Here is a 22419-nt window from a genome sequence, read left to right as displayed (position 1 = left end):
AAAAGTCCAGCATTTGCTGTCCTGGCGTGCGTACCTGATGCGAGCCCTTGTCCGCTCGCGCAGAACGACGCGGCGAGGATGCCCGCAACTGTCTTCGCGCCGGTCCCGTTTCGGGTGGGAACCCAAACAAGCCGATGAAGCCCAACATCAAATTCCCATCGCGCAATCGTCCGACAGACGCCAATGGCGAAATGATCGAGAGGGTGTTCGCGGACCGCGGGGCGGGCCCGGAAGCCCTCGCCGGATACCGCCTGCTGCCCCGCGGCTGAGCAGAATTGTGTCCGGAGTTAGCCGTGCCTGCGTTCTAGACAGGTCTGACCATATTTTAGGCGCGGCGGAATAGCGCAGGGGCACCTCCCACCCGTAAAGCGGGAAAAGGTCCGGATTCATAATCCATTAGCGAGCTCCGGCCGTTTGGCACGGCATTTGATTCTAAGGCTCCAGGCTGTGCCCGCGTAGTGGATGTCCTCCGCGTGGTGAACCTCAGTCGAAACTCCCGGTGTTCATTCGCACCGGGCCCAAGCGGGGATAGGACTCATGAAAATTGTTATGGCGATCATTAAGCCATTCAAGCTGGAAGAGGTCCGTGACGCCCTGACCGCCATTGGCGTTCACGGTCTCACGGTGACGGAAGTCAAGGGGTACGGCCGTCAGAAGGGTCACACGGAAATCTATCGCGGCGCCGAATATGCCGTGAGCTTCCTGCCGAAGATCAAGATCGAGGTCGCGGTCAACTCCGATCAGGTCGACAAGACCATCGACGCCATCACCTCCGCCGCCAAGACCGGCCAGATCGGCGACGGCAAGATCTTCGTCATCAGCCTCGAACACGCCGTGCGCATCCGCACCGGCGAGGCCGATGCAGCGGCCCTCTGATTTCGCGCTCAAACCTTAAGACCTCAGGAGTGAAATAACATGACGTTCAAGCGTCCCTATGGCGCGGGACTGGCGGCCCTTGCAGTCGGCCTGTTCGCCGCGACCGCCGCCTACGCCGAGCCGACCGTCAACAAGGGCGACAACGCCTGGATGCTGACCTCGACGGTGCTGGTGCTTTTGATGACCATCCCGGGCCTCGCGCTGTTCTATGGCGGCCTGGTCCGCTCCAAGAACATGCTCTCGGTGCTGGCGCAGGTGTTCTACACGGTCTGCCTCGTCACCGTGCTCTGGGCCCTCTACGGCTACAGCCTCGCCTTCACCGGCGGCTCCGACTTCATCGGCGGCTTCTCCAAGGCCTTCCTGATGGGCGTCACGCCGGACTCGAAGGCGGCGACCTTCTCGGTCGACGCCAACATCTCGGAACTCATCTATATGTGCTTCCAGATGACGTTCGCGGCGATCACGCCGGCCCTCATCGTCGGCGCCTTCGCCGAACGCATGAAGTTCGCGGCGATCGCGCTGTTCATCCCGCTCTGGGTCACCCTGATCTATTTCCCGATCGCGCACATGGTCTGGTACTGGCCGGGCCCGGACGCGATCCAGGATGCCGCCAAGGCGCTCGCCGCTGCGGCTGACGGCGCGGCCAAGACCGCGGCGCAGGCCAAGCTCGACGAGATCAACGCCGATGCCGGCTGGATCTTCAAGAAGGGCGCGATCGACTTCGCGGGCGGCACCGTCGTGCACATCAACGCGGGTATCGCCGGCCTGGTCGGCGCGCTGCTGATCGGCAAGCGGACCGGCTACGGCAAGGAGCTGATGGCTCCGCACTCGCTGACCATGACCATGATCGGCGCCTCGCTGCTCTGGGTCGGCTGGTTCGGTTTCAACGCCGGCTCCAACCTCGAAGCCAATGGCGGCGCTGCGCTCGCCATGACCAACTCCTTCGTGGCCACTGCCGCGGCGGCGCTGGCCTGGATGTTCGCGGAATGGATCATCAAGGGCCATCCCTCGCTGCTCGGCGCGCTCTCGGGCGCGGTCGCGGGCCTCGTCGCGGTGACCCCGGCGGCCGGCTATGCCGGCCCGATGGGCGCCATCGTGCTCGGCCTCGTGGTCGGCGTGGTCTGCCTGTTCTTCTGCACGGTCGTGAAGAACGCGCTCGGCTATGACGACTCGCTCGACGTGTTCGGCGTCCACTGCGTCGGCGGCATCGTCGGCGCGCTCGGCACCGGCATCCTGGTCAACCCGGCGCTCGGCGGTGCAGGCATCATCGACTACACCGCGATCCCGCCGAAGGTCGCCGATTATGACTTCGCGGCGCAGATGATCTCGCAGGTCTGGGGCGTCTGCACCACGCTGGTGTGGTCGGGCATCGGTTCGGCGATCCTCTACAAGATCGTCGACGTGATCGTCGGCCTGCGCGCCAACGTCGAGACCGAACGTGAAGGCCTCGACATCACCGAGCACACGGAGCGCGCCTACAACATGTGAGTTCTCCCGGGACTCTGGCTCCCTCCGGGGCCGGGTCCAGAACTACGGTTCGGGCACATACCCGGCAATGTCCGGACCGTTGAGGGGCTCCAGCGCAAGCTGGGGCCCCTTTCTTTTTTCCGCTGCTTGAGAAAATATTGTCTGAATTGCCTGCCATTGTGGAATGACAGGCCACAAATAACGAAAACGGGAGGACGTCATGAAGGTGCAGGGCAGATGCTATTGCGGCAATGTGCGCTATGAGGCCGAGGGCGAGCCGATGATCGCGGCGCAGTGCCTGTGCCGGGAATGCCAGTACATCACGGGCGGCGGGCCGAACATGTTCATGGCGATGCCGACCACCGGCTTCAAATACACCGCCAGCGAGCCCAAGCAGTTCACCCGCAAGGATCTCGACCGCGCCGTGACGCGGGAGTTCTGCCCGGAATGCGGCACGCATCTCGTGACCAAGGTGCCGGGCCTGCCCGCCACCATCCTGAAGGTCGGCACCTTCGACGACCCCTCGGTGTTCACCCCGCAGATGACGATCTACACCTGCGACAAGCAGACCTTCCACCACCTGCCCGAGGGCAAGCCGTCGTTCGAGAAGTTGCCGGCGCGGTAGAGGTCACCCATCGCGCGCGTAGCCCGGATGGACCGGCAAATTCGAATCGTCATGGCCGGGCTTGCCCCGGCCATCCATCCCGCTTCGCAAGATTCTGGCCTAGTCGATGGATGCCCGGGTCAAGCCCGGGCATGACAAGTTGTGGGTCACGCCATGGAGCCGCGTCAGTCGATCAAAACTTCCTCATCCGGCAGCTCGCTCGGTGCGCCGTCGCGCAAATAGCGCTCCAGGATGTCGGCAAGCGACAGCGGCGTCAGGCGCTCGCTCGCACCGGGTAGGTCGGCGATCGACCACCAGCGGAAGCAATCGAGCACGCGCGCCTCGGCCTCGTCGGCCATCACCGGCGTGAAGCGATCCGCGTGAACGATCCGGTATTCCTCTTTCTGGGAAATCCGCCTGCCGCCCCAGTTGAAGGTGTGGTGCCGCCGCCATATTGCGGGCCCGGGCTCGAAATCGATCAGCCCCAACTCCTCGGCCAGTTCCCGCTGCAACGTCGCTTCAGCCGTCTCGTCGCCCTCGACGCCGCCGCCCGGCGCGATCCAGAAGCAGTCGCCGCCGTGCGGCGAGCGAATCCGCATCAGCAGGACTTCGCGCTCGCCGGTGATGATGAGCGCCCGGACGGCGCGGCGGTGGATCATGTCTCGGAGCAATTTCGATGCGGTGCCTTGGGATCAGCGCGGATATCACGCGTCGGCCGATCGTGCCGCACCGCCGATGGTTAATCGCGTCTTAACCTCGCCCTATCTATGGTGACTTGATCGGTTTACGGTCGGCGCCCCTACCCTCCGACCGCAGTGAAAGTGCTGGCATTTCAATCATGGCAATGACCGCCTCATCCGGCTTGGCGCAGGGCGCCGGCGATGTCGCATCCGCCGGCCAGGCCGAGCGTTCCCCTTTCCTGCGCACGACCGAGCTGCTGGCGCCGTATCAGCCCGCCAAGCCCTTGATTACGCTGTCATTAGGCGAGCCGCAGCACCCGGTGCCCGATTTCGTCGGACCGGTGCTGGCAAAGCATACCGCCGAGTTCGGCCGCTACCCGATCGCCAAGGGCATCGAACCGTTCCGCCGCGCCGTCGCGATATGGCTGGGAAGCCGGTTCCAGTTGCCGCGACCGGTCGATCCGGAGAGCGAGGTGATGGTGCTGAACGGCAGCCGCGAGGGGCTGTTCTTTGCCGCGATATCAGCCTCGCGCTACGTCGCGCCGCGCAAGGGCCGGCCGGCGATCCTGATGCCTAACCCGTTCTATCCGGCCTATGGCGCCGGCGCCCGCGCGGCCGGCTGCGAGCAGATCTACCTGCCTACCACGCTCGCTAACGGTTTCCTGCCCGACCTCGATTCGATCGACGAGGCGACGCTGGCGCGCACCGTCGCGTTCTTCATCGCCTCGCCCGCCAATCCGCAGGGCTCGGTCGCCTCGCGCGCCTACTTCACACGGCTGAAAGAGCTCGCCGATCGCTATGGCTTCATCATCCTGAGCGACGAGTGCTACTCGGAAATCTACACCCGCGAGGCGCCGGGCAGCGTTCTCGAATGCGCCGGTCCCGACTTCAGCAATGTCGTGGCGTTCCAGTCGCTGTCGAAGCGCTCGAACCTGCCGGGCACGCGGGTCGGCTTCGCCGCGGGCGACAGGAAGTTTCTGGCCGCATTCCACGAGCTGCGCAATGTCGCCGCACCGCAGGTGCCGGTGCCGCTGCAGCATGTCGCGGTCGCCGCCTATAGCGACGAGGCGCATGTCGAGGAGAACCGCAGGCTCTATCGCATCAAGTTCGATTTCGCCGACCAGATCCTCGGCAACCGCTACGGCTACAAGCGTCCCGCCGGCGGGTTCTGCGTCTGGCTCGACGTCTCCGGGCGCGGCGGCGACGAGGCGGCGGCGGTCAGGCTCTATCGCGACGCCGGCGTGCGCGTGATTCCCGGCAGCTATCTGGCGCGCCAGCAGAACGACGGTTCCAATCCGGGCGCGGGCTATATCCGCCTTGCGCTCGTCTCCGACAGTGAATCGACGGCCGAGGCGATGCATCGCCTGGTCGAAACCCTGGGTTAATCGCGAAGCGCGAAGATTGAGTATGCCAGCGATCGAACGTGTTATCCCCCTGGTCGGCCATCTGCCGCTCTCGCTCCGCGAGGCGCTGGCGCGACGGCTGCGCGAACTCACCGGGCTCGGCCTGATCGCGCTGTCCGGCGCCATCACGGCGGCGCTGATGACCTGGTCGGTGCAGGATCCGTCGCTGAGCCACGCCACCTCGCGCGCGATCCGCAACGTGCTCGGCTATCCCGGCGCGATCGGCGCCGACCTCCTGATGCAGATTCTCGGTCTCGGCGCGATCATGCTGGTGCTGCCGGTCGCGGTGTGGGGCTGGCGGATGCTGACGCATCGCCCGTTCGACCGCGAGGCGCTGCGGCTCGGCTGCTGGATCCTGTGCACGGTGATCGCGGCGGGCTTCGCCAGCTGCTGGCCGCACAACACCGCATGGCCGCTGCCGACCGGGCTCGGCGGCGTGGTCGGCGACGCGCTGCTGCGTGCGCCGGCCGTCGTGTTCGGCCCGCCCGGCTTCATCTATCGCGTCGTGCTCGGCCTGATCCTGTTCGTCGCGATGGCGGCAAGCTTCCTGTTCGCCTGCGGCTGGGGTGCCAAGGAGCAGGACGACGAGCTGACGCCGATCTCCGACGACGACGAGCCGTTCGTCGAGGAAGAAGACAACGACCGCAGCTCGGTCTCGCTGGGCTGGCTGTTCCATGCGCTGATGAGCGCCAAAGCGCGGCTCGGCTGGCTGCTGACCACCGCCTACAAATCGCTGGTCTCGAGCGGAGCCCAGAGCCGCAGCGCTGCGTTCGAGCGCCAGGAGCCGAATATCGGCGGCGGCCGCCCGGCGCCCTCGATCGCGCCCGCGCATGACGACCATGATGAGGACGAGGCTGAAGCTTTCGACGACGATGAGGAAGAGGAGGACGAAGCTCCCGCCGCCCGCGCCCCGCGCAAGAAGGCCGAGCCGAAGCCGAAGAAGAAGAATTCCGACAAGTTCGAGCTGCCCTCGGTCTCCGTGCTCAGCGCGCCGAAAGCCAGCGATCGACAGCCGCTGAGCAAGGCCGAGCTCGAAGCCAATTCGCGCTCGCTCGAGGGCGTGCTGCAGGACTTCGGCGTGCGCGGCGAGATCGTCAAGGCCAATCCCGGCCCGGTGGTCACGCTGTACGAGCTCGAACCGGCGCCCGGCATCAAGTCGTCGCGCGTGATCGGGTTGTCCGACGACATCGCGCGCTCGATGAGCGCGCTGTCGGCCCGCGTCGCGGTCGTCGCCGGCCGTAACGCGATCGGCATCGAGCTGCCGAACGCGCATCGCGAGAAGGTCTATCTGCGCGAGCTTCTGGTCGCCAAGGAAAGCGTCGATTCGGTTGCGAAGCTGCCGCTGTGCCTCGGCAAGACGATCGGCGGCGACCCCGTCATCATCGATCTGGCGCGCACGCCGCATATGCTGATCGCCGGCACTACCGGCTCCGGCAAATCGGTCGCGATCAACACCATGATCCTGAGCCTAGTCTACCGGCTGCGGCCGGATCAATGCCGCCTGATCATGGTCGATCCGAAGATGCTCGAACTCTCCGTCTATGACGGCATCCCGCATCTGTTGACGCCCGTCGTCACCGATCCGAAGAAGGCGGTGGTGGCGCTGAAATGGGCCGTGCGCGAGATGGAAGAGCGCTACAAGCGGATGGCCAAGCTCGGCGTGCGCAACATCGACGGCTACAATGCGCGCCTGGTCGAAGCCAAGGCCAAGGGCGAAGAGCTGACGCGCACCGTCCACACCGGCTTCGACAAAGAGAGCGGCAAGGCGATCTACGAGGAAGAGAAGCTCGACCTCGAGCCGCTGCCCTACATCGTCATCATCGTCGACGAGATGGCCGACCTGATGATGGTCGCCGGCAAGGATATCGAAGGCGCGGTGCAGCGCCTCGCGCAGATGGCGCGCGCCGCCGGCCTGCATGTCATCCTCGCCACGCAGCGTCCGTCGGTCGACGTCATCACCGGCACGATCAAGGCGAACTTCCCGACCCGGATCGCCTTCCAGGTGACGTCGAAGATCGACAGCCGCACCATCCTTGGCGAGATGGGCGCCGAGCAGCTGCTCGGCCAGGGCGACATGCTCTACATGGCGGGCGGCGGCCGCATCAGCCGCGTGCACGGCCCATTCGCCTCGGACGAGGAAGTCGAGAAGGTCGTGCGTCACCTCAAGACGCAAGGCGCACCGGAATATCTCGAAGCCGTCACCGCGGAAGAGCCGACCGACGAGGACGGCGCCGTGTTCGATGCCACCGGCATGGGCGGCGACGGCGGCGGCGATCTGTTCACGCAGGCGGTTGCGATCGTCAAGCGCGACCGCAAGGCGTCGACCTCCTACATTCAGCGCCGGCTGCAGATCGGCTATAACCGCGCGGCCTCGCTGATGGAGCGGATGGAACTTGAGGGCATCGTCGGTCCGGCGAATCACGCCGGAAAGCGCGAAATCCTGGTCGGGGAGGAAGAAGGCCAGTTCTGATCGGGGACGATCATCACGGAAAAACCATATCTCCCTCGGAAGAGGCGGGATAAAATCCGGCGCAGCGGGACGACGTCGAACAGAGACCTGACATATCTGATGGCAAAACACCTCATTGACCGCGGCACGCGCACCGCGCTGGCTCTTCTCGTCACCGCCGCGATCGCCGGCGCTGCGACTGCGCAGAATGCGCCGCCCCCGAAGCCCGCGCCCAACGCCGGATCCAAGGCTGCGCCAAAGAAGGACGCCGGCGCGCAGACCAATGCGGACAAGGGTCCGACGACGACGGGCGCCACCCAGGCACCGCCGAACCCGGTGATTCCCGATCCGCGCCGCAACGTGCCCGCCAACATCTTCCAGACCTTCGACGCCAACCAGAAGGCGCAGGCCGCCAAGGTCTCGGCCTATCTCTCGTCGCTGCAAACGCTGGTCGGAAATTTCGTCCAGGTCGGCCCCGACGGCACCAAGACCAAGGGCGATTTCTATATCCAGAAGCCCGGCAAGCTGCGCTTCGAATATGACGATCCGAGCCCGATCGAGGTGATCGCGGACGGCTCCTCGGTCGCGGTGCGCGACCGCAGGCTCGCCACCCAGGACGTCTATCCGCTGTCGCAGACCCCGCTGCGCTATCTGCTGTCGGACCGCATCGACCTGATGAAGGACACCAACGTCATCAGCGTCACCGCCGACGACGTGTTCGTCAGCATCACGATCGAGGAAAAGCAGGCGCTGGTCGGCACCAGCCGCTTCCTACTGATGATCGGCGCCAAGGACGGCAAGCTCAAGCAGTGGACCGTTACCGACCCGCAGGGCTACGACACGACAGTTGCGGTCTACAATCTCGACGCGACGCAGAAGCCCGATCCGGCGCTGTTCAAGATCGACTTCACGACCTATCCCGGCACCTCGCCGGGGTAGGCGCGCTGCGTAGTTGCGTAGGATGGGTAGAGCGCAGCGAAACCCATCGCGATCACGGCGCGCCGTGTCAATGATGGGTTTCGCTTCGCTCTACCCATCCTACAAGCGCTTGCTTGTGGACAAAGCGCCAACCCGCACCGAGAACCGTGCTAAGAGGCACCTCTCATGCGGTTCTCCGTCACCACCTGGAACATCAATTCGGTGCGCCTGCGCATCGACACCGTCGCCAAGTTCATCAAGAGCGCGCGGCCGGATGTGCTGTGCCTGCAAGAGACCAAATGCATCGACGATGCGTTTCCGCTCAAGCGCTTCAAGCGGCTCGGCTATGAGCACGTCGCGCTGAACGGACAGAAGGGCTATCATGGCGTCGCCATCGTCTCGCGCCTGCCGTTCGAGACGACCGACATCAGGACGTTCTGCGACAAGATCGATTCACGACACATCTCGGTGTCCTTCGGCGAGAAGGCGCAGCTGTCAAAGCCGCTGGTGCTGCATAATTTCTACGTGCCGGCCGGCGGCGACATTCCCGATCCCGCGCTCAATCCGAAATTCGAGCACAAGCTGCAATTCCTCGACGAGATGAAGGCCTGCGAGCCGCTGCATCCGCGCGGCGACGACCGCCACATCCTGGTCGGCGACCTCAACGTCGCGCCGCATGAGAACGACGTGTGGTCGCACAAGCAGCTGCTCAAGGTGGTCTCGCACACGCCGGTCGAGACCGAGAAGCTGCTCGCCGCGCAGGCGCATGGCGAATGGTTCGACATCGCGCGCGAGCGGATCCCGATGTCGGAAAAGGTCTACACCTGGTGGAGCTACCGCGCGGCGGACTGGACCGTCGGCGATCGCGGCCGACGGCTCGATCACATCTGGGTCTCGCGCGCGCTGAAGGATCAGGTCAGCGATTTCAAGATCACCCGCGACGCCCGCAGCTGGGAGCGCCCGTCGGACCACGTGCCGGTGACGGCGGTGATGGAGGTTTAAGGGCGCCGCCGACCCTCGACCCGTCATCCTGAGGAGCGCGGAACGCGCGTCTCGAAGGGTGCACGGCCCGGCTGGTGGCCGTCGACCCTTCGAGGCTCGCCCAGCGGCGCAATTGCGCCGCAAGGCTCGCACCTCAGGGTGACGGTTCAATGACCTTGCGGAATGACGCGCGGAAAGATCACGTACTCAGCTTCCCGCTCGCCATCAGGATATCGCTTGCGAGCTGGCTGGTGCGCAGCGCGAGCTCGTCGCGCAGCCGAAGGGCCGCGGCGGGATCGCTTTCCAGCACGCGCTGGAACAGGCTGCGCGCGACTCGGATCACCGAGCCGCGCTCCAGCGCGGTGGCGGTCGATGGCCGCTTCATCGCGACGATCAATGCGAGCTCGCCGATCAGCGCGCCGGGACCGGCGATGATCTCGGCGCCGCCTTCCTCGACGCGGAAGGTGCCGCGCTGCACGACATAGCCGGCGTCCGCGGCGTCGCCGGCCTTGAACAGCACGTCGCCTGCGTTGAAATCACGTTGCTCGGAGCCGATCGCCAGCATGCGCAAGGAGCTTTCGCCCAACAGACGCATTGTCGGGACCCGCTCGAGCAGGGCTACGTCATCATCGATCGACATTCAGGTCCGGTAACCGCGGTGCGCCTCGATTTCACGAATCGTTGAGCGCAAAGCGTATCACGGCACCAGCTTGTAGCCACCGGCTTCCGTCACCAGGATTTCCGGGTTGGCGGCGTCCTTCTCGATCTTCTGGCGGAGGCGGTAGATGTGGGTTTCCAGCGTGTGGGTGGTGACACCGGAATTGTAGCCCCAGACTTCCTGGAGCAGCGTCTCGCGCGACACCGGCATCTGGCCGGCGCGGTAGAGGAAGCGGAGGATCGCGGTTTCCTTCTCGGTCAGCCGCACCTTCCTGGCATTGGCGCCGGTCAGCATCTTCGAGCCGGGCCGGAACGAGTACGGACCGACCGAGAACACCGCGTCCTCGCTGGCCTCGTGCTGGCGGAGCTGCGCCCGGATCCGGGCCAGCAGCACCGCGAAGCGGAATGGCTTCGCCACATAGTCGTTGGCGCCGGATTCGAGCCCCAGGATCGTATCGGAATCGGTGTCGTGGCCGGTCAGCATGATGATCGGAGCCTTGAAGCCGCCCTTGCGGAGCGAGCGGACCACTTCGCGGCCATCGGTGTCGGGCAGGCCGACGTCCATCAGGACCAGATCGGGGGAATTAGCTTTGGCGGCAGTGGCGCCCTTGGCGCCGGTGTCGACTGCGGAGGCTTCGAATTCCTCGTGCAGCGACAGCTGCTCGACCAGCGTATCGCGCAGATCGGTATCGTCATCCACGATCAAGATCTTGCGGGCATTGGCCATAGGTACAATCCTTCGGGGGCGGGCGGTCAGAAGCAGAGGACGCTTATGGCCGTAACATCGGCTAGATATGTGTTCAGGTAGGCGATTGTTACCGATTCACAAGGCAACGCAGTCTACCTCAAATCCGGCGGGGCAGGACGTGAATGTCCTGTAATGCCGGGAGATAGGATGTTCTGAACCTCCAAGGCAAGCTCAGTTTGGAACGATTCTTAGGGGAAGGTCAGCTATTTCAATCACTTATATGACAGCCAAACGTGATCGCCCGCTCTCCATCATCGAGGTCCGAGCAGCCGCCGGCGACCCGCGCCGGGGCTGGCTGTCGGCTGACGGCTGGACCGTGCCGGTGGCGCTCGGGCGCGGCGGAATCCTCGCCAACAAGCGCGAGGGCGACGGCGGCACGCCGCGCGGCGTCTTCCATCCGCGCCAGCTCTGGTGGCGCGCCGACCGGCACCAGCGTCCGACGACTTTCCTGCCGACCCGGCCGATCCACCGCGAGGACGCCTGGTGCGAGGACCCCGCCGACCGTCACTACAACCAGCCGATCCGGCTCGATCGGGCGCAGGGCGGCGACCGCCTGACTCGCGAGGACCATCTCTACGACTTCATTATCGAGATCGATCACAACGCTGCACCGCGCGTCGCCGGCCGCGGCAGCGCGGTGTTCCTGCATCTGGCGCGGCCGAATTTCTCGCCGACCGCGGGCTGCGTCTCGATGACGAAGACCTCGATGCTGCGGCTGTTGCGGCGGATGTCGCCGCAGACCCGGATCGTTATTGGGTAGGGTAGTGGAATAGCTCAGCATCGGTTTTCCCACGCGACAGACGCGACGCGTTTGTGCTGAGATCGTGCACAACAGAAAATAATTCCCGCGGGGAGCGAAACAGCATGCTCGACAACAACAAGATCGCCGCCGCCTCGAAGGTCCTGCACGATCACTGGCACGCCGGCACCAAGCTCGCAGCGCTCGATGTCGCCATTCGGCCGCGCGATCGCGCCGAGGGCTATGCGGTGCAGGCCGAACTGGAAAAGACGTCGCGCAAAAAACTGTTCGGCTGGAAGATCGCGGCGACCAGCGCGGCCGGCCAGAAGCACATCAATGTCGCCGGACCGCTCGCCGGGCGCATCCTTGCCGAGACGGTGATACCGGATGGCGGCACCGCGTCGATGCAGGGCAACGAGATGCGCGTCGGCGAGCCGGAATACGCCTTCCGCATGGCGCGCGATCTCGCGCCGCGCACGACGCCGTACAGCGTGCAGGAGGTGCTGGAGGCCGTCGGCACGCTGCATCCGGCGATCGAGATTCCGGATTCGCGTTTCGCCGATTTCGTCGCCGCCGGCGAAGCGCAGCTGATCGCCGACAATGCCTGCGCGCATCTGTTCGTGCTCGGACCCCCAACCTCAGCCGACTGGCGCGCGATCGACCTGGTCGAGGACCGCCCGGTCATCACGCTGCGCGGCGAGCGCTATATCGGCCACGGCAAGAACGTGCTCGGTGATCCCTGCGCAGCGCTCGCCTGGTGCGCCAACGAGCTGCGCGCGCTCGGGCTGACCTTGCGGGCAGAGGAAGTCGTCACCACAGGCACCTGCCATCCCCCGCTGCCGATCACCGCCGGCGATAAATTCGCCGCCGATTTTGGCGCGATCGGAAAAGTGTCGGTGCGGTTCGTGTAGGCGCCGCGCACGCGCCACCCACACCGCTGTCGTCCCTGCTTTCGAAAGCAGGGGACGACAGTCAGTTATGCGGCACCGTCCGCGTCCCGAAGATCGCCGAGCCCACCCGCACATGGGTGGCCCCCATCTGGATCGCGACGGCAAAGTCCGCGCTCATGCCCATCGAGAGATTCGTCAGCCCGTTGCGCGCGGCGATCTTGGCGCAGAGCGCGAAGTGCGGCGCCGGCGCCTGGTCGACCGGCGGGATGCACATCAGTCCCGAGATCGGCAGGCCGTAGGTGTCACGGCATGCCGCGATGAAGGTATCCGCGTCCTGCGGCGCGACGCCGGCCTTCTGCGGCTCCTCGCCGGTATTGATCTGGACGAACAGTTCCGGGTGCTTGCCTTGATTTTTGATTTCCTTGGCTAACGCTTCGCAAATGCTGGTGCGATCGACCGAATGGATCGCATCGAACAGCGCGACGGCCTCCTTGGCCTTGTTCGACTGCAACGGTCCGATCAGATGCAGCTGCAATCCCGGATGAGCCTGGGTTAGCGCCGGCCACTTGCCCTTGGCCTCCTGCACGCGATTTTCGCCAAATACGCGCTGTCCGGCGCCGATAATCGGCAAAATTGCGTCGGCCGCGAACGTCTTCGACACCGCGATCAAGGTCACCGACGTGCGGTCGCGCCGCGCTTCCTTGCAGGCATGGACGATCTCGCGTTCGACGGCGGCGAGGCCATGTGGTGAATCGGCCGGTAACGGCGTGGTCGGGCTTTGCGTCATGCTTGTGCCGTTCTCTGACAGGTGCGGGGGGTTGGCTCGAATTTTACCAAATTCGGGAAAGGCTTTTTGAAGCCCTGCATTCTAACTTGCGCACGGGCAAGGGAATAGAATGTCGGGCGTCACTTTCAACCGCAACCGGGTCAGGCTCAAGAAGGTTCTGGGAATTCGTGCCCGGCTGGCCTTGCTTGCGCTGATGCTGGTCGCGCCCCTAATGCTGGACCGCGTCCGCACGCTGGAGGATTCCCGCAGCAAGCAGGTCGCGCAGGCCGCGGCCGGCTATGCCAGCCTCACCGCGCATGCCGCGGAAACCCAGCGCGAGGTGGTCTCCTCGGTCGAGACCATGCTGAAGTCCGCAGCCTACATCCGCGCTTCCGGCGGCATCGCGCAGAGCTGCGAGGTGCTGCGCGCCAGCCTGCCGACGGTGCTGCCCTGGATCCGCAGCATCATGTTCGTCTCCAGGGACGGGCTGGTGCAGTGCTCGACCCTCAACGTCCAGGTCGGCCTCAATGTCGGCGACCGCGAATATTTCAAGAAGGCGCAGGACAACCGCGACTTCGTGTTCAGCGACTATCTGCGCGGCAGGACCAATGGCCGCCCGATGATGATGGCCGCGTATCCGGTGGCCGCGATCAATCCGGAGCAGGATGCTGTGGTGGTCGCCGGCATCAATATCGACTGGCTGTCGCAGATCATGGCCAATCTCGGCGGCCAGCCCGGCATGTCGGCCGTGCTGGTCGACTCTACCGGCGTCGTGATCGCCGCGCCCGCCGATCATGCGAGCCTGATCGGCCGCTCGCTCGACACCATCCCGCTGATGGCGGCGATCGCCGAGAAGGCGCTGAGCTATGACGAGCCGTCCGGCTCGGTGTCGTTCACCGCGTCCGACGGCGCACAGCGCACGCTGAGCTTCGCGCGCATCGCCGGCACGCAGTCCCGGCTGATCGTAAGCATGGACGAGGCCAAGGTGACGGCGGCGATCAACCGCGAGATCCGCACCGCCTATCTGCAGCTTGGATTTGTCTGCCTTTTCGTCTTGTTGGGCGCCCTGGTCGGCGCCGAGCGGCTCGTCATCCATCCGATCGAGCTGATGACCGGCATGGCGCGGCGGTTCGGCGAGGGCGACTGGTCGGCGCGCGTCGCCAAGCACAAGCTGCCGGCGGAATTCGTGCCGCTGGCGCGTGCCTTCAACGCGATGGCGGCGCAGCTCAGCCAGCGCGAGCGCGAGCTGGTCGCCTCCAACGATCGTCTCACCGTGATGGCCTCGATCGATGCGCTGTCCGGCCTTGCCAATCGCCGCGGCTTCCAGAGCCGGCTCGACTTCGAGTGGATGCGGGCGCAGCAATATGAATGCGAGCTGTCGCTGATGATGATCGATGTCGATCACTTCAAGCTCTACAACGACACCTACGGCCATCCCGAAGGCGATGCCTGCCTGACCCGAATCGGCGAAGTGCTGTCGGGGATCGCCGCCGACACCATGGGCTTCGCCGGCCGCTATGGCGGCGAGGAATTCTGCCTCTTGCTGCCGAACACCGACGCCGCGCATGCGCTCGCGATCGGCGAGACCGTACGCACCGCCGTGCTCGGCCTCGCCGTGCCGCACGCGTCCTCGAGCCACTGCGTCGTCACCGTCAGCGTCGGCGTCGCGACGACCAGACCGAACGAGACCCAGCGCCCCGGCGACCTGATCGAAGCTGCGGATGCCGCCCTCTACGCCGCCAAGCGCCGCGGCCGTAACGCCGTGATCGAGCACGGCTTCCTGCAGACGCTGGACGAAGCCGGGATGGCGCTGGCGAGTTGAGATCGTGCGTGATCGAGCCGCGCCATGAGCGCGGAACCATGACCATCGGCGACGCCGCATATTCAGCGTCGTCCTGGCGAAGGTCAGGACCGATTACCCCCACCGTTTATTATTGCGCGAAGCTGGGGCCACGATCCCTTCCTCGAAAAAGCTCTTTGTTCCAGGCCTTCGCCAGGACGTCGAGGAGGCTGCAGACGGCGCCCCTGCGACAGCGGCAGGGCGGCTGCGCGAGGGGATGGGACGTTTGGAGGCCCCAAGCCGTTGACCGCGCAGGCGCTTTTGTGGCCTAGTCCGCCGTCCCCGGACGGGACCCGAAAACCACCCAAAGCCACCCAAAATCCTTGCGATTTCATGACCGCCGAACGCTACAACGCCCGTGAATCCGAGCCCCGCTGGCAGCGCCTGTGGGACGAAAAGGCGATCTTCGCCTCCAAGAACGACGATCCGCGGCCGAAATACTACGTGCTCGAGATGTTCCCCTATCCGTCGGGGCGCATCCATATCGGCCATGTCCGCAACTACACGCTCGGCGACGTGCTGGCCCGCTTCATGCGCGCCAGGGGCTACAACGTGCTGCACCCGATGGGCTGGGACGCGTTCGGCCTGCCGGCGGAGAATGCCGCGATCGAGCGCAAGGTGGCGCCGAAGGCCTGGACCTACGACAACATCGCCGCGATGAAGAAGCAGCTGCGGTCGATCGGGCTGTCGCTCGACTGGTCGCGCGAGTTCGCGACCTGCGACCCCGGCTACTACAAGCATCAGCAGAAGATGTTTTTGGACATGCTGCGCGCCGGCCTCGCCGAGCGCGAGAAGCGCAAGCTGAACTGGGATCCGGTCGACATGACCGTGCTCGCCAACGAGCAGGTGATCGACGGCCGTGGCTGGCGCTCGGGCGCCGTCGTCGAGCAGCGCGAGATGAGCCAGTGGGTCTTCAAGATCACGAAGTACTCGCAGGAGCTCCTGGAAGCGCTGGATGGTCTCGACCGCTGGCCCGACAAGGTGCGGCTGATGCAGCGCAACTGGATCGGCCGCTCCGAGGGCCTGTTGATCCGCTTTGCGCTGGATGCGGCGACGACGCCGGCCGGCAAGAGCGAGCTGAAGATCTTCACCACGCGGCCGGACACGCTGTTCGGCGCCAAGTTCATGGCGATCTCGGCGGATCATCCGCTGGCGGTAGCGGCTGCCGCGAAGAACCCGAAGCTCGCGGAGTTCATCGCCGACATCAAGAAGATCGGCACCGCGCAGTCGATCATCGACACCGCCGAGAAGCAGGGTTTCGACACGGGCATCAAGGCGGTGCATCCGTTCGATCCGAGCTGGAAGCTGCCGGTCTATGTCGCGAACTTCGTGCTGATGGAATACGGCACCGGCGCGATCTTCGGCTGCCCGGCGCACGACCAGCGCGACCTCGACTTCGTCAACAAGTACAATCTCGGCAATACGCCGGTGGTCTGCCCCGAGGGCCAGGACCCGAAGACGTTCGTCATCACCGACGTCGCCTATGACGGCGACGGCCGCATGATCAATTCGCGCTTCCTCGACGGCATGACGATCGAAGCGGCCAAGGAAGAGGTCGCCAAGCGGCTGGAAAGCGAAGTCCACGGTAATGCGCCGGTCGGCGAGCGGCAGGTGAATTTCCGCCTGCGCGACTGGGGCATTTCGCGCCAGCGCTACTGGGGCTGCCCGATCCCGGTGATCCACTGCCCGAAATGCGACGTGGTGCCGGTGCCCGACGACCAGCTGCCGGTGACGCTGCCGGAGGATGTCAGCTTCGACAAGCCGGGCAACGCGCTCGACCATCACCCGACCTGGAAGCACGTCAGCTGCCCGAAGTGCGGGGCCAAGGCCGTGCGCGAGACCGACACGATGGACACCTTCGTGGACTCGTCCTGGTATTTCGCGCGCTTCACCGACCCGTGGAACGAGACCGCGCCGACCACGCCTGCGGTCGCCAACCGGATGATGCCGGTCGATCAGTATATCGGCGGCGTCGAGCACGCGATCCTGCATCTGCTCTACAGCCGCTTCTTCACCCGCGCGATGAAGGCCACCGGCCACGTCGACATGAGCGAGCCGTTCGCCGGCATGTTCACCCAGGGCATGGTGGTGCACGAGACCTACCAGAAGGCCGACGGCAGCTGGGTCACGCCGGCCGAGGTGAAGATCGAGGTTGGCGGCAACGGCCGCCGCGCGGTGCTGATGGCGACCGGCGAGGACGTCGCGATCGGCCCTATCGAGAAGATGTCGAAGTCGAAGAAGAACACCGTCGACCCCGACGACATCATCGCGAGCTACGGCGCCGACGTCGCGCGCTGGTTCATGCTGTCGGACTCGCCGCCGGACCGCGACGTGATCTGGAGCGACGAGCGCGTGCAGGGCGCCTCACGCTTCGTGCAGCGGCTGTGGCGGCTGGTGAACGAATCGGCCGAGATTGCCAAGACGGCGCCGGCGGCCCGGCCGGCCACGTTCGGAGCCGAGGCGCTGGCGCTGCGCAAGGCCGCCCATGGCGCGCTCGACAAGGTGTCGTCCGGGATCGAGCGGCTGCATTTCAACGTGTGTCTCGCCCATATCCGCGAGTTCGCCAATGCGCTGTCCGAGGTGCTGGCAAAGGGCGACAAGCCGGCGCCGGACCTGGCTCCAGATGTTTCTTGGGCCGTCAAGGAGGCGGCGACCATCCTGGTGCAGCTGTTTTCGCCGATGATGCCGCATCTGGCCGAGGAGTGCTGGGTGGTTCTGGGCCAGACCGGGCTGGTTTCCGAGGCCGATTGGCCGCAAATCGAGCGCGATTTGCTGGTCGAAGACAGCGTGACCCTGGTTGTCCAGGTCAACGGTAAAAAACGAGGTGATGTTACCGTGCCACGCGCGGCCCAAAATGCGGATATAGAGGCTGCCGTTTTGGCGCTCGATGCGGTAAAAGCCGCCTTGGGCGGCAAACCCGTCCGCAAGGTGATCGTGGTGCCCATGAGGATCGTCAATGTTGTCGGCTAGGATCAGGATCGCCGCCCGGCTCGTGGCCGTGGCTGCCTTGGCCGCGCTGACGGCCGGATGCTTCCAGCCGATGTATGCCGAGCGTACCCTTGACGGCCAGTCGTCCGCGCTGCGCGAAAAGCTGATGGGCGTCGAGGTTCCGCCGGTCGACAAGCCGAACGCCTCGCGCGAGGCCCGGGTTGGCGTCGAGGTCCGCAACGCCCTCGCCTTCAAGCTCTACGGCACCGCCACCGGCATGCCGCCTACGCATCGGCTGGTGCTGCGCTTCAACACCAGCCGCTCCTCGCTGATGATCGATCCGGCCACCGCGCTGCCGACCAGCGAGAACTACGCCATCGACGCCCAGTTCAACCTGATCGAGATTGCGTCGAACAAGTCTGTGATGACCGGCACCACGTTCTCGCGCGTGTCCTATGACATGCCCGGCTCCTACCAGCGCTTCGCCCGCGCCCGCGCCTTCCGCGACGCCGAGGACCGCGCCGCGCAGGAGATCGCCGACAACATCCAGACCCGCCTCGCCTCCTTCTTCTCCACCGGAACCTGAGGCGGGAGGTCATTCCGGGGCGCACCACCGGCGCGAACCCGGGATCTGGAGATGATGGATCGAGATTCCGGGTTCGCCTCTGACGAGGCGCCCCGGAATGACAGTTTAAGGCGAGATGGTCGCGCTTCGCGGAAAAGAGATCGACAGCTTCCTCGCCCGGCCTGACGCCGGCCGTCCGATCATCCTGCTGTACGGCCCGGACCTCGGGCTGGTGCGCGAGCGTGCCGACGCGCTGATGGCCTCCGCGGTCGACGATCCCAACGATCCATTCTCGCTGGTGCGGCTCGATGGCGACGAACTCGCCGCCGAGCCGTCGCGGCTGGTCGACGAGGCCATGACGGTGCCGCTGTTCGGTGGTCGCCGCGCCATCCGCGTCCGCGCCGGCTCGCGCAACTTCTCGAGTGGCGTCGAGACGCTGACCGAGACCACGCCGCTCAGGGATTGCCGCATCGTGATCGAGGCCGGCGAGCTCAGGCCCGAATCGCCGCTGCGCAAGATCTGCGAGCGCGCCAAGAATGCGGTGGCGATCGGCTGTTATCCCGACACCGAGCGCGATCTCACCAAGCTGATCGAGGACGAGCTGCGCGCATCGAATCTGCGGCTCGCACAGGATGCGCGCGCGGTACTGATGTCGCTGCTCGGCGGCGACCGCATGGCTTCGCGCAACGAGCTGCGCAAGCTGGCGCTGTTCGCGCACGGCAAGGGCGAGATCACGCTCGAGGACGTCATGACCGTGGTGTCCGACGCCTCCGAGCTGAAGCTCGACCCGATCGTCGACGGCGCCTTCGCCGGCAACGCCGCGCTGGTCGAGAGCGAGTTCACCAAGGCAATGGTCGCCGGCACCTATCCCGGCGTGATCATCTCGGCCGCGCAGCGCCAGGCGGCATGGCTGCACAAATCAGCGCTCGCGATCGCGGACGGCACGCCGGCGTCAGCCGTGCTCGAAGGCGGATTCCCGCGGCTGCACTTCTCGCGCAAACCCGCGGTCGAGATCGCGCTGCGCAATTTCACGCCGCCGCGGCTGGTGAACGTGATCGATCAGCTCGCCACCGCGGCACTCGACATGCGCAAGCAGGCCTCGCTCGCCGCCGTCATCGCGCAGCGCGCGCTGCTCTCGATCGCGGCGAATGCGAAGCGCCGGGGGTAAATTGAAGAAGTCATTCCGGGGCATGCGAAGCATGAACCCGGAATCCAGAGATGTTGAAAAAGAGATTCCGGGTTCGCGCTGACGCGCGCCCGGAATGACGAAACCGCTAGCCGCCCTCCAGCCGCCGCACCACTTCGTCGAGCTGCTCGAGGTTGCGGTAGCTGATCTGGACGGTGCCGCCGGGATCGCGATGGCTGACGGTAACGGCAAGGCCGAGCGCATCGCTGACGCGTTTCTCGAGCGCCAGCGTGTCGGCATCCTTGTCGACCTTGGCCGCGCTGCCACTGCGCGCCTTCTGCGGCTTGCGCTCCGGCACGCCCTCCTCATGCGCCAGCGCCTCGGCCTGGCGAACGTTGAGACCCTCGGCGACGATGCGCTTCGCTGCAGCGAGCGGATCCGGCACGCCGATCAGCGCGCGGGCGTGGCCGGCGGAGAGATCGCCTTTCGAGATCAGCGCCTGCACCTCGACGGGCAGTTTGGTCAGCCGCATCATGTTGGCGACATGGCTGCGGCTCTTGCCGACGATCTTGGCGATGTCTTCCTGGCTGCGTTTGAACTCGTCGGCGAGCGCGTGATAGCCCTGCGCCTCTTCCATCGCATTGAGGTCTTCGCGCTGGACGTTCTCGATGATCATGATCTCGAGCGCGTCGGAATCAGAGACCTCGACCGGCACGATCGGCACTTCGTGCAGGCCGGCGAGTTGCGAGGCGCGCCAGCGGCGCTCGCCGGCGATGATCTCGTAGCGGTCCTGCGCGCCCTTGATCGCACGCACCACGATCGGCTGGATCACGCCGCGCTGCCTGATCGAATCGGCAAGCTCGCCGAGCTCGGTGTCGGCGAAGGTGCGCCGCGGGTTACGCGGGTTGGCCTTGAGGAATTCGATCGGCACCTTGCGCTGGTTGCGCGGCCGCTCGACATGCGCGGCCGCCTCGCCGCCGACATCTCCGATCAGGCTTGCCAGCCCGCGCCCCAGTCGCGAACGCGCTTCATCGGCCATTGTTGCGAGCTCCCTTGGATTCACACGCAGTACTCCAGACTTGAATTTCAAAAGAAACGTAGGATGGGTAGAGCGAAGCGAAACCCATCGCGGCTCGCAATGAGAGTGATGGGTTTCGCTTCGCTCTACCCATCCTACGCAACATCAATGCGTGCGCAGCTCGCGCTCGCGCTGGATCACTTCGGTGGCGAGCTTGAGATACGCATCGCTGCCGGCACATTTGAGGTCGTAGACCAGAACCGGCTTGCCGTAGGACGGCGCCTCGGAGATGCGCACGTTGCGCGGGATCATGGTGTCGTAGACCTTGTCGCCCATGAACTGGCGCACGTCGGCAACGACCTGGTTGGAGAGGTTGTTGCGCGAGTCGAACATGGTCAGCACGATGCCGTGGATCGACAGGTTCGGATTGAGCGTCGAGCGCACCTGCTCCACGGTCTGCAGCAATTGCGACAGACCTTCGAGCGCAAAGAACTCGCATTGCAGCGGCACCAGGATCGCGTCCGACGCCGCCATCGCATTCACCGTGAGCAAATTGAGCGAGGGCGGGCAGTCGATCAGCACGTAGGTGTAGTCGGCTTCCGGCGAGACATTGTTGTTCAATCCTGCGATCGCATCGCGCAGCCGGAACGCGCGGCCCGGCGTGGTGCCGAGCTCGAGCTCGAGGCCGGAGAGATCCATGGTGGAAGCCGCGATGTGCAGCCGCGGCACCGCGGTCGCGACCACGGCATCGCGCAGCGGCGCTTCGCCGATCAGGACGTCGTAGGTCGAGCAGCTGCGGTTGCGGCGATCGATGCCGAGGCCGGTCGAGGCGTTGCCCTGCGGATCGAGATCGACGATCAGGACGCGCTCGCCAATCGCAGCGAGTGCGGTCCCAAGATTGATCGCTGTGGTGGTCTTGCCGACGCCGCCCTTCTGGTTGGCGAGCGACAGGATGCGCGGATGGCCAGGCGGCTGGGACGCCTTATCCTCTTGATAAACCTCGTCCATCACAGTCATACCAAAATACCATTTGCTCTCGCGGAGTCCCCTAGCGCCGCTCGATTGACCCGAGTTCGACGATCCAGCCCTGTCCGCCGGTCCGGCTGGAGTGTAGCTTTGGCTCAATAATCCAATATTTAGTGGCCTCGGTCAATTCGGCCTCTACATCTTGACCCTTCAAAAACAGCGCCTTGGCGCCCTTTTTGACCCACGGCTCCGCAAAGCCGATGAGTTGATGTAACGGAGCCAGCGCCCGCGCGGTGACGCAATCGATGCGCCCCGGGATTCTATCCACAGTATCCCCGATATCAGCCAGATGCACCGTCCCCGGGGAGCCCGTCACCCGTATCGCCTCGCGCAAGAATGCCGCCTTCTTGGCGATTCGCTCAACCAAATGAATCGACGCGCCCGGGGTCTCGGCCAGCGCGCAGGCGAGCACGACACCGGGGAAGCCGCCGCCGCTGCCGAGATCGACCCACGACTTCGCCGTCGGCATCAGACTCAGGAGCTGCAGCGAATCGGAGACGTGGCGGGTCCAGAGGGTCGGCAGCGTCGATGGCGCGACGAGATTGGTCTTGGCCTGCCACGCCAGGAGGAGGGCGATGTAGCGGTCGAGCCGTGCCTCTGTTTCACGTGAAACAGGCGTCAGCGCGAGCGCCGCGGCCTTGTCCTTGACGGAGACACTGAGTTCGGCGGACTGCGAAATTGAAGCCATTCTCTGGAATGCCGGTCGAGCTCGTCGTTGCGAGCGAAGCGAAGCAATCC

At 65.3% G+C, this 22419-nt stretch carries 20 protein-coding genes; 13 read left to right on the top strand and 7 right to left on the bottom strand.

Annotated features, from left to right (window positions below):
• The first annotated feature begins 537 nt into the window (after positions 1-537).
• The 3 genes from J2R80_RS06700 to J2R80_RS06690 all read left to right on the top strand — a co-directional run bounded on the left by J2R80_RS06700 (position 538) and on the right by J2R80_RS06690 (position 2968).
• Positions 538-876, top strand: coding sequence for a P-II family nitrogen regulator (locus J2R80_RS06700; RefSeq protein ID WP_024583097.1), 339 nt, complete (start codon positions 538-540; stop codon positions 874-876).
• A gap of 39 nt (positions 877-915) precedes the next feature.
• Positions 916-2364, top strand: coding sequence for an ammonium transporter (locus J2R80_RS06695; RefSeq protein ID WP_057020316.1), 1449 nt, complete (start codon positions 916-918; stop codon positions 2362-2364).
• 199 nt (positions 2365-2563) lie between these two features.
• Positions 2564-2968, top strand: a complete 405-nt coding sequence (locus J2R80_RS06690; RefSeq protein WP_253638234.1) for a GFA family protein — start codon at positions 2564-2566, stop codon at positions 2966-2968.
• Between the two features lie 164 nt (positions 2969-3132).
• Here J2R80_RS06690 and J2R80_RS06685 read toward each other — a convergent pair whose 3' ends face one another.
• Positions 3133-3606, bottom strand: coding sequence for an NUDIX domain-containing protein (locus J2R80_RS06685; RefSeq protein WP_168856130.1), 474 nt, complete (start codon positions 3604-3606; stop codon positions 3133-3135).
• A 179-nt stretch (positions 3607-3785) separates the two neighbouring features.
• Here J2R80_RS06685 and J2R80_RS06680 point away from each other — a divergent pair, with 179 nt between their 5' ends.
• The 4 genes from J2R80_RS06680 (at position 3786) to J2R80_RS06665 (ending at position 9399) form a co-directional block, all read left to right on the top strand.
• Positions 3786-5012 (top strand): aminotransferase class I/II-fold pyridoxal phosphate-dependent enzyme, encoded by a 1227-nt coding sequence (locus J2R80_RS06680; protein WP_253638233.1) that lies wholly within the window; start codon positions 3786-3788, stop codon positions 5010-5012.
• 16 nt (positions 5013-5028) lie between these two features.
• Positions 5029-7500 carry a DNA translocase FtsK gene (locus J2R80_RS06675; RefSeq protein WP_253638232.1) on the top strand — a complete coding sequence of 824 codons (2472 nt, stop codon included), beginning with the start codon at positions 5029-5031 and terminating at the stop codon, positions 7498-7500.
• A gap of 99 nt (positions 7501-7599) precedes the next feature.
• Positions 7600-8418, top strand: a complete 819-nt coding sequence (locus J2R80_RS06670; RefSeq protein ID WP_028335823.1) for an outer membrane lipoprotein carrier protein LolA — start codon at positions 7600-7602, stop codon at positions 8416-8418.
• A 165-nt stretch (positions 8419-8583) separates the two neighbouring features.
• Positions 8584-9399 (top strand): exodeoxyribonuclease III, encoded by an 816-nt coding sequence (locus tag J2R80_RS06665; RefSeq protein ID WP_028335822.1) that lies wholly within the window; start codon positions 8584-8586, stop codon positions 9397-9399.
• Between the two features lie 178 nt (positions 9400-9577).
• Here J2R80_RS06665 and J2R80_RS06660 read toward each other — a convergent pair whose 3' ends face one another.
• Together J2R80_RS06660 and J2R80_RS06655 are read right to left on the bottom strand one after the other, a co-directional pair.
• Positions 9578-10018 (bottom strand): cyclic nucleotide-binding domain-containing protein, encoded by a 441-nt coding sequence (locus J2R80_RS06660; RefSeq protein ID WP_057020321.1) that lies wholly within the window; start codon positions 10016-10018, stop codon positions 9578-9580.
• Positions 10019-10075: 57 nt separating this feature from the next.
• The gene (locus J2R80_RS06655) at positions 10076-10762 is read right to left on the bottom strand and encodes a response regulator transcription factor (RefSeq protein ID WP_016841446.1); all 687 of its coding nucleotides are present in this window, start codon (positions 10760-10762) and stop codon (positions 10076-10078) included.
• A gap of 241 nt (positions 10763-11003) precedes the next feature.
• On the opposite strand from J2R80_RS06655, the gene J2R80_RS06650 reads away from it, so the two are divergent.
• Together J2R80_RS06650 and J2R80_RS06645 are read left to right on the top strand one after the other, a co-directional pair.
• Positions 11004-11543 carry a L,D-transpeptidase gene (locus tag J2R80_RS06650; protein ID WP_253638231.1) on the top strand — a complete coding sequence of 180 codons (540 nt, stop codon included), beginning with the start codon at positions 11004-11006 and terminating at the stop codon, positions 11541-11543.
• A 104-nt stretch (positions 11544-11647) separates the two neighbouring features.
• The gene (locus J2R80_RS06645; protein ID WP_057020324.1) at positions 11648-12433 is read left to right on the top strand and encodes a 2-keto-4-pentenoate hydratase; all 786 of its coding nucleotides are present in this window, start codon (positions 11648-11650) and stop codon (positions 12431-12433) included.
• A gap of 61 nt (positions 12434-12494) precedes the next feature.
• Here J2R80_RS06645 and J2R80_RS06640 read toward each other — a convergent pair whose 3' ends face one another.
• Complete coding sequence (locus tag J2R80_RS06640) at positions 12495-13199, bottom strand: YggS family pyridoxal phosphate-dependent enzyme (protein ID WP_253638230.1); 705 nt, start codon at positions 13197-13199, stop codon at positions 12495-12497.
• A 109-nt stretch (positions 13200-13308) separates the two neighbouring features.
• Here J2R80_RS06640 and J2R80_RS06635 point away from each other — a divergent pair, with 109 nt between their 5' ends.
• From J2R80_RS06635 to holA, 4 genes are all read left to right on the top strand, one after another.
• Positions 13309-15000 (top strand): diguanylate cyclase domain-containing protein, encoded by a 1692-nt coding sequence (locus J2R80_RS06635; RefSeq protein ID WP_253638229.1) that lies wholly within the window; start codon positions 13309-13311, stop codon positions 14998-15000.
• Between the two features lie 351 nt (positions 15001-15351).
• Complete coding sequence (gene leuS / locus J2R80_RS06630) at positions 15352-17988, top strand: leucine--tRNA ligase (RefSeq protein WP_253638228.1); 2637 nt, start codon at positions 15352-15354, stop codon at positions 17986-17988.
• Positions 17975-18532 (top strand): LPS assembly lipoprotein LptE, encoded by a 558-nt coding sequence (lptE, locus tag J2R80_RS06625; protein ID WP_076833672.1) that lies wholly within the window; start codon positions 17975-17977, stop codon positions 18530-18532. Before leuS ends, lptE begins: the two co-directional genes overlap by 14 nt.
• 115 nt (positions 18533-18647) lie before the next feature.
• Positions 18648-19679 (top strand): DNA polymerase III subunit delta, encoded by a 1032-nt coding sequence (gene holA / locus J2R80_RS06620; protein ID WP_253638227.1) that lies wholly within the window; start codon positions 18648-18650, stop codon positions 19677-19679.
• A 106-nt stretch (positions 19680-19785) separates the two neighbouring features.
• Here the strand turns inward: holA and J2R80_RS06615 are convergent, their stop codons facing one another.
• The 3 genes from J2R80_RS06615 to rsmG form a co-directional block, all read right to left on the bottom strand.
• Positions 19786-20676 carry a ParB/RepB/Spo0J family partition protein gene (locus tag J2R80_RS06615; RefSeq protein ID WP_057020329.1) on the bottom strand — a complete coding sequence of 297 codons (891 nt, stop codon included), beginning with the start codon at positions 20674-20676 and terminating at the stop codon, positions 19786-19788.
• Positions 20677-20820: 144 nt separating this feature from the next.
• Complete coding sequence (locus tag J2R80_RS06610) at positions 20821-21672, bottom strand: ParA family protein (protein WP_028335813.1); 852 nt, start codon at positions 21670-21672, stop codon at positions 20821-20823.
• Positions 21673-21703: 31 nt separating this feature from the next.
• The gene (gene rsmG, locus J2R80_RS06605) at positions 21704-22369 is read right to left on the bottom strand and encodes a 16S rRNA (guanine(527)-N(7))-methyltransferase RsmG (RefSeq protein ID WP_253638226.1); all 666 of its coding nucleotides are present in this window, start codon (positions 22367-22369) and stop codon (positions 21704-21706) included.
• Positions 22370-22419 lie beyond the last annotated feature (50 nt).

Source organism: Bradyrhizobium sp. USDA 4541 (assembly GCF_024171085.1).
GTDB lineage: Bacteria > Pseudomonadota > Alphaproteobacteria > Rhizobiales > Xanthobacteraceae > Bradyrhizobium > Bradyrhizobium australafricanum.
Note: the sequence above shows the minus strand (reverse complement) of the source record. Positions and strands in the feature narration are given on the sequence as shown.